This window comes from Acidocella sp., from assembly GCF_052326845.1.
Classification (GTDB): Bacteria; Pseudomonadota; Alphaproteobacteria; order Acetobacterales; family Acetobacteraceae; genus Acidocella.
Genome location: NZ_JBKQJR010000100.1, coordinates 20708 through 27382, shown reverse-complemented (window position 1 = coordinate 27382; position 6675 = coordinate 20708). Strand labels below are relative to the sequence as shown.

Genomic DNA, 6675 nt, shown 5'->3' with positions numbered 1-6675 from the left:
GCAACGTGATCGCGCTCGATCCGGTCTATGACGGCGTGACCTATACCGATGCGTTAACAGGGGTGACAATTACCAACCACGATTCGGCTGGCACAGAGCATGTAAAGATCTCGAGTGCGTTCCAATAGCCGATGTCGTCAGATTCGTAAGTACCCAGGTCGTTCCAGTACAAGGCGTAGGTTTCCGGCGGATTTGTATTGCAAGGGACGGCACCTAGCTGAGGATTGGCTACAGGATCGACGGCCGTGCCATCGGCATTATAACCGAGTGCGTCGGTCGAACTGCCGGTAGACTTGTAGCCATTGTCTTGTGTCGCAACTGTCGGATCATAGCAGTGGTGGGAGGTCCACAGCGGAGGGTTGTGGTCGTAAACAGGGACTGTGGGAGAACCGCTTGGATAAGTAAAGCTGGACGCGGCCGGTTGCTGCTGCACCAGATAATCCCCAACATATTTGCTGTTCGCATACGGGTATCCAGTGCTGGGGCTCGCTGAACTGCCTATCGTTGTAAGGTTGGTTATTAGCGAAGGCGTTGAAGGCGTTGTGTTTGAAGGTGTCCACCCGTTTGGTGGGGTAGCTCCTGGGGTGCTTGTGTCAGCCGAATCGTGGTTGGTAATTGTCACCCCTGTTAACGCATCGGTATAGGTCACGCCGTCATAGACCGGATCGAGCGCGATCACGTTGCCGCTCCCATCCTCGATCGTGTTGTAATAGTCTGGCAGCAGCGCATCGTTGCTGCTGTTCACCGGGACTTTGGTACCCAATGGCTGAATCAGCAGGGCGCAATTGCTATATTTGGAAGCCTGTTGCTGGGCGCAGTCACTGGCCGAAATATTGGAAGGGCTCCAGTTCCACCATGGGTCGGAGGATGCTGGGGTAATCCCTCCATCCGCAGCGTTGGTTGCCGGGGTGCAAGCGCCAATGGCCGGCGGAAATATATCTGTGTCGGAGTTGCAATTATCGATTGCGCAGGCAGCGGCATTATCTGTGAAGCCAACCTCGTTGGGCAAGCCGGTCGGGAACCAGGTGGAGAAGGTGTTCATTCCGGCAGAGGCCTGGTTGCTCGTGATGTTGGAGTAGCTGCTGCTCACCGGCGCGCTGATCGAGGTCCCCGAAGTTGAATAATTCGGGCATACGGACTCGATGTAGTAGCCCGAGGGAATGCTGTTATCGGTGCTGTGCGACACCACGTAGCTCGTGACAAACGGTGTCAACGGATGGTTTGTCTCGTAGGTTGGCGGTTCGCCCAGCACCTCGTAGGCGGAGGAATATTGGTTCAGGGAGTCTGATCTGGGGGTGCCGTTGTTGTAGTCGAGAGAGCCATACAAAGTATGATCGGGGCACTGACCATATAATTTTGTCGCCGGGTACCCTGGCGAGGGTGTGCAGTTCTGCTGACGCTTCTTGCAGGTAACGGGCGGAATAACAGGAGTGATATAGCCATCCGGGTAATAATCATAACCACTCGAAGAGGATGTTTTCGAGACGAGGATATTGTTCGTGTAATGAGTTGATTCGGTGTTGTGATAGTTATGCGCACCGGTATTGTTGACGAATGTGAAGGCAATCGGCTGGTTTGCCTCGAGCGTGATCGAGCCGCCGGTCCCGGTTTGGCCGAGCGAATCGTTGATATAAAGGTAGTTGCACGCCGTGACCCCCGAGGGTGACGTTGATGAAGCCAGGTACTGCAGTGGTCCCGTGGCACTGGCGCAATGGGAGTTGGCCGTCGGCAGCTCGTTGTAATTCGCCGTGTTACCGGCGGCATCCATGGGTACGGCGTAGGCATAAACGCCACTAATGTCGCCCGCGGAGCCAAACCCGGCGCTCGGCGGTATTCCTGCACCATTGTAGTTGTTAGGCCCAAACGCCACGGAGTCCGTGCTGGAAGCGGTCAGCAATGTGGTGGGAATCAGCCAGCCGAACAGAGAGTTCTTCAGTGTCGCTGTCGCGCTCACGGTCACGCAGTATTCGACACCGCTGGTGCAGTTAGAAAACAGTGTCGTTGAGTAGGCAGCCGAGGTGCCACATTCAGTCGAGGTTCCGGTGCAGGCGAGGTTGATCGTCGGCGTGCTGATCGCGACGAAATTTGGCAGCTGCGCGCCGGTGTTGTTAAACTCGTTCTGCGTGATATTGTACGCGCTGGTGCTGGACTCCGACATCTGCCACTCACCGCCGCCTGCCACGGCAGCGCCATCAACCGCCGCCTGCAGCAAGGTTCGTGCAGAGGCGACACGCGCGAAATCGACGGCCGCGCTGCCGGCCATCAGCAGTGGCACGAGCAGGATGGCGAGCGCCACCGCCGTGGCGGCCCGCCTGTCGCGGTAGAGTTTTTTGATTAAGGAAACGAACATGTTCGGATATCCTTAATTTGTTGATGTATTGTTGGCATTGCAAACCTGCGTGGCAGCCGAAACCAGCGTGCACCCAGTACATTGCGACTCAGTTGTGGGCAGAGTGAACGCCCAGCGAACATAGGCGGTTTGCGTCAGCGTTATCGAATTTTTAAAAAACAGGCCGATCAACCCGGAATACGGCACGCTGGCCTGAACGATGATGACATTGTCGCAGGGGTTGACAACCATGCTGCTTGCCCCGGATGTCGCGGTTGCCAGCGGAGAGCCGGACAAGATCGTCGTGGTCCCGCTGGGGCTGGGCGTGGTGCATGTGCCGTCCGAGGCAACGGTGCTGTCGGACTCCCAGTCATCATAAGTTGTGGATGCGGCATAGGCCGGGTTGGTGCCGCTGGCTGGCTGCGCGGTTGGCCCCTGTTCCTGGGTAATGCTGGCGATGGCCAGCTTCATCCCCCCCGGTGGAAACGGCGCCAGGCCCATGGCGGCGCCACGGCAGATATCGTTCAGCGATACGACCTGGACAGTCGGTGAATCCGCCGTCATCGGCGTGCTTGCCGTTGCATTGGCGATGGGCGCATTTGCTGTGGAAACCGACTGCGCGAGCGAAACCATTTGCGCGACATTGAAGGCGATCGCATTCAGCTTTGCCTCGGTGCGGTACGCCGTCAGCATTTCCACGGTGCCCATGAACAGCAGCAGGAGCACAGGCATGACCAGCGCGAATTCAACCGCCGCGATGCCGCGCCGCCCAAGTTTATCATGGAAAAGTTTTTGTTTTTGCATTATTGCATCACGGTTGCGACGGCAGAATAAAGTGAGGGGGTGCCATTTTCGGTTGCCACGCCACCTGGTACCGCCAGCACTTTGAACGGCAGCGGGTAGGCGACTTGGACCAGCAAAAACTGCTCCGCCCCTGTTACGGCTGCCTGTGTGGAATTCGCAGGCGTTGGTATTGTTGAAAGACTGACTGAAAACGCGCTGCTTGAGGACAGATTTCCGGCCGAACTCAACGTCGCCGGAGTAATCGTGTTGGCGTTGCCGGTTGCCGAGAAATAAGAGTTGCTCTGGACTGAATACTGCAGATTACTGGAGCAATAAGGGGCTGCAGCGCCAAATTCGTTGCAAACGGATGTCACGAATTGCGGGCCGGTCGTGATCTTGCCGATCGCCACCTGACGCGCCGCGGCGCGCACGGCGTCGTCGAGCGTCATCTGCCAGAACTGGTCGATCGACACGACAAAAATGCCGAAAATGAACAGGAAAAAGGCGGAGCCGATCATGGCGAACTCAACCGCGGTATCCGCGCGGGTCTCCCGCAAGAACCGCCGCGCCGCGAGCAAGCGGCGCATTGCCCCGCGAGTTAACCTTAGAGCCGCTGCAAAACGTGACATTCTATAGCCTTGACCGACGCTTAGGGGCAGTTTTTAAAGCGCTGTTACTTAACGGCTTCAGTACAAAAAATCAATTAAACAATCTTGCCGTGTCGCCGCCGGCATCGCGAGCGCGGCCCCACCAGTGGGGATAGTCCGTCCCCTGATGTCCGGATGCCCCCTTGCAAGCCCCTGGGTTGCTTGTGGCGCATGATTGCTGTCCGATGGCTTGTTATATACTGTTAATCTTGAACTTCAGGAGCAGGGATATGACCCGTCTACCATTGGCTTGCGCGTTTGTGCTGGCGCTTTCCAGCGCCGCATTGGCGCAGACCTCGGCCAGCACCACGACCGGCAGCACCACCAACAAGGGCACCGAGCAGACGGGCATCGCCAAGCCGCCGGCGGGCACTCTGCCGCCGCAGCCGAAGAAGCGTAACCTGGATGATTACAGCAATATTGGCGCCAATATTCCGACGCTGCCCACTATCGCGCAGCACCCCACGGGAATGATCGGCTCTGATGTGCCGATTATCGGCCCCGGCGGCACCAGCCACTCCGTGATTGGGAATGGCGCGGTGCCGTTTGGCCCACAGTAATGCGGTAGTACTTGCGCGGGGTAGCCCGTTTCAGGCCAATTGATTGACAGGCAGAGGCTGTGCCGGGGGGGTGGAGATTTCCTCGCTACGGCAGATGCATTCCACATATTTGCCGTGGTGTTCCCGGAACACCCAGCCATCCTCGACATAGAATTTCTCATGTGCCGCGTTTGACGCTGGCACGCCGCCTTTGCGCAGCGCGATGATCCGGGCTTGGCCAGTGAGTCCATTACTAAGTGGAAGTGGCATCTCGGATTTCCTCTTGCTCAGAGCAAAAGACTACATAGAAACGGGCGCCGAGTTCAAATCATAAAACGCAATTTTGCCGAATTTTCACCATGATTCGCCTTGTGCGCTGCGATGCTCGCGGCGCAGCAAAAAAGGGCGGCAGGCAAACAAATTTTTAAAAACAGGCATCAGGGGCGGCATTTGCACAAATTCTAAAATCCTGCTGCCAGCCGGCAAAAACGGTGGAGCTCACTCCACAGTTACGGACTTGGCTAGGTTGCGCGGCTGGTCCACGTCGGTGCCCTTCAGCACCGCCACGTGGTAGGCCAGCATCTGCACCGGGATGGCGTACAGGATCGGCGCGGCGAACGGGTCGATCTCCGGCAACAGGATGGTCTCGGCGGCGATGGGGGCGAGTTTGGCGGCACCCTCGGCATCCGAGAACACCACGATCTGCCCGCCGCGTGCCGCCGCCTCCTGCAGGTTGGATGCGGTTTTCTCGAATAGCGGCCCGGAGGGGCAGATGGCGATCACCGGCACGGATTTGTCGATCAACGCGATCGGCCCGTGCTTCATCTCGCCGGCGGCATAGCCCTCGGCGTGGATGTAGCTGATCTCCTTCAGCTTCAGCGCGCCTTCCAGCGCGATGGGAAAGCAGCCGCCGCGGCCCAGATACAGCACGTCCCGCGCTTCGGCGATACGCTTGGCCAAGTGCTTGATCGGCGCGTCGTTATGCAGGATTTCCGCCGCCTTGGCCGGGATCTCCAGCAGACTGGCGGCCAGGCGCTCCACTTCGGCCTGGGCCAGCACGCCCTTGGCCTGGGCCAGGGCCAGGGAGAACACGGCCAGCACGGTAAGCTGCGCCGTGAAGGCCTTGGTGCTGGCCACGCCAATTTCCGGCCCGGCGATGGTCTCCAATATGGCATCCGACTCACGGGCCATCGAGCTTTCTGGCACATTTAAAACGGACAGAATGCTTTGCCCCCCCGCTTTCATGTAGCGCAAAGCCGCCAGCGTGTCGGCGGTTTCGCCGGACTGGCTGACCAGCAGGCCCAAGCCGCCTGCCTCCAGCGGCGGGGCGCGGTAGCGGAACTCGCTGGCCACGTCGGCCTCCACCGGCACGCGGGCGAGGTTCTCCAGCCAGAACTTGGCGGTGAGCCCGGCGTAGAACGCAGAGCCGCAGGCGCTCATGGTGATGCGCTTCACCGCCGCGAGGTCGAAGGGCAGAGCGGGGAGCTGCGGCGTGCCGCCATCGAGCATGCGGTGCAGTACGTCGCCGATCACCACCGGGTGTTCGTGCAGCTCTTTTTCCATGAAGTGGCGGAAATTGCCCTTGCCGATGGCCGCTCCGGTCAGCGCGGTGAGCTTCTTCGCCCGGTGCACCGGCGCGTTGTCGGGGCCGAAGAATTCCGCGCCCTCGCGCGTCACCACCACCCAGTCGCCGTCTTCGAGATAGGCGATCTCGCGCGTCAGCGGCGCCAGGGCCAGGGCGTCGGAACCGAGATACATTTCCGCCTCGCCAAACCCCACGGCCAAAGGCGCGCCGCGCTGGGCGCCGATGACCAGCTCCGGGTGCCCGGCGAAGATCAGCGCCAGGGCATAGGCGCCCTCCAGCCGGGCGAAAGCCTGCTTCGCCGCCTCAACGGGGCTAAGGCCCTGGGCCAGCAGCAAATCCAGCAGCTGCACCACGGTCTCGGTATCGGTATCGGAGGCGAATTTCTGCCCCTTGGCCTCCAGCTCGGCCCGCAGCGCGTTGTGGTTCTCGATGATGCCGTTATGTACCACCGCCACCCGCGCGGTGGCGTGGGGGTGGGCGTTGCTCTCGGTCGGCGCGCCATGCGTGGCCCAGCGGGTGTGGCCTATGCCCGTCACCCCGGTCAGCGGCTGGTGCTCCACCACCGCGGCGAGGTTTTTCAGCTTGCCCTCGGCACGGCGGCGCTCGATATGGCCGTTCACCAGGGTCGCGATACCGGCGGAGTCGTAGCCACGGTATTCCAGGCGCTTCAGCCCATCCAGCAGCAACGGCGCCGCCGGGGAAAGACCTACAACACCTACAATTCCGCACATCTGCTTAACCCTTTTCTAGCCTCTTCTTGCGGTAGCGCCGTCGCCGCTTCCGTGTCAAAGG

General features: G+C 59.9%; 6 protein-coding genes. 1 reads left to right on the top strand and 5 read right to left on the bottom strand.

Going from position 1 to position 6675, the window contains the following annotated elements:
* Positions 1–40: 40 nt before the first annotated feature.
* Genes ACLPJJ_RS06610 through ACLPJJ_RS06600 form a run of 3 tightly spaced genes read right to left on the bottom strand, consistent with a single transcriptional unit; the run spans position 41 to position 3741 of the window.
* The gene (locus ACLPJJ_RS06610; protein ID WP_443590154.1) at positions 41–2350 is read right to left on the bottom strand and encodes a TadE/TadG family type IV pilus assembly protein; all 2310 of its coding nucleotides are present in this window, start codon (positions 2348–2350) and stop codon (positions 41–43) included.
* Positions 2351–2362: 12 nt separating this feature from the next.
* Positions 2363–3133: a TadE/TadG family type IV pilus assembly protein gene (locus ACLPJJ_RS06605; RefSeq protein ID WP_443590153.1), complete on the bottom strand. Its 771-nt coding sequence runs from the start codon at positions 3131–3133 to the stop codon at positions 2363–2365.
* On the bottom strand, positions 3133–3741 hold the full coding sequence (locus ACLPJJ_RS06600; protein ID WP_443590152.1) for a TadE/TadG family type IV pilus assembly protein: 609 nt from the start codon (positions 3739–3741) through the stop codon (positions 3133–3135). Before ACLPJJ_RS06600 ends, ACLPJJ_RS06605 begins: the two co-directional genes overlap by 1 nt.
* Before the next feature lie 248 nt (positions 3742–3989).
* Here ACLPJJ_RS06600 and ACLPJJ_RS06595 point away from each other — a divergent pair, with 248 nt between their 5' ends.
* Complete coding sequence (locus ACLPJJ_RS06595) at positions 3990–4319, top strand: hypothetical protein (protein ID WP_443590151.1); 330 nt, start codon at positions 3990–3992, stop codon at positions 4317–4319.
* Between the two features lie 30 nt (positions 4320–4349).
* On the opposite strand, the gene ACLPJJ_RS06590 is transcribed toward ACLPJJ_RS06595, so the two are convergent.
* Positions 4350–4568: a hypothetical protein gene (locus ACLPJJ_RS06590; protein ID WP_443590150.1), complete on the bottom strand. Its 219-nt coding sequence runs from the start codon at positions 4566–4568 to the stop codon at positions 4350–4352.
* A 228-nt stretch (positions 4569–4796) separates the two neighbouring features.
* Positions 4797–6614, bottom strand: coding sequence for a glutamine--fructose-6-phosphate transaminase (isomerizing) (gene glmS / locus ACLPJJ_RS06585; RefSeq protein WP_443590149.1), 1818 nt, complete (start codon positions 6612–6614; stop codon positions 4797–4799).
* Between the last annotated feature and the right edge of the window lie 61 nt (positions 6615–6675).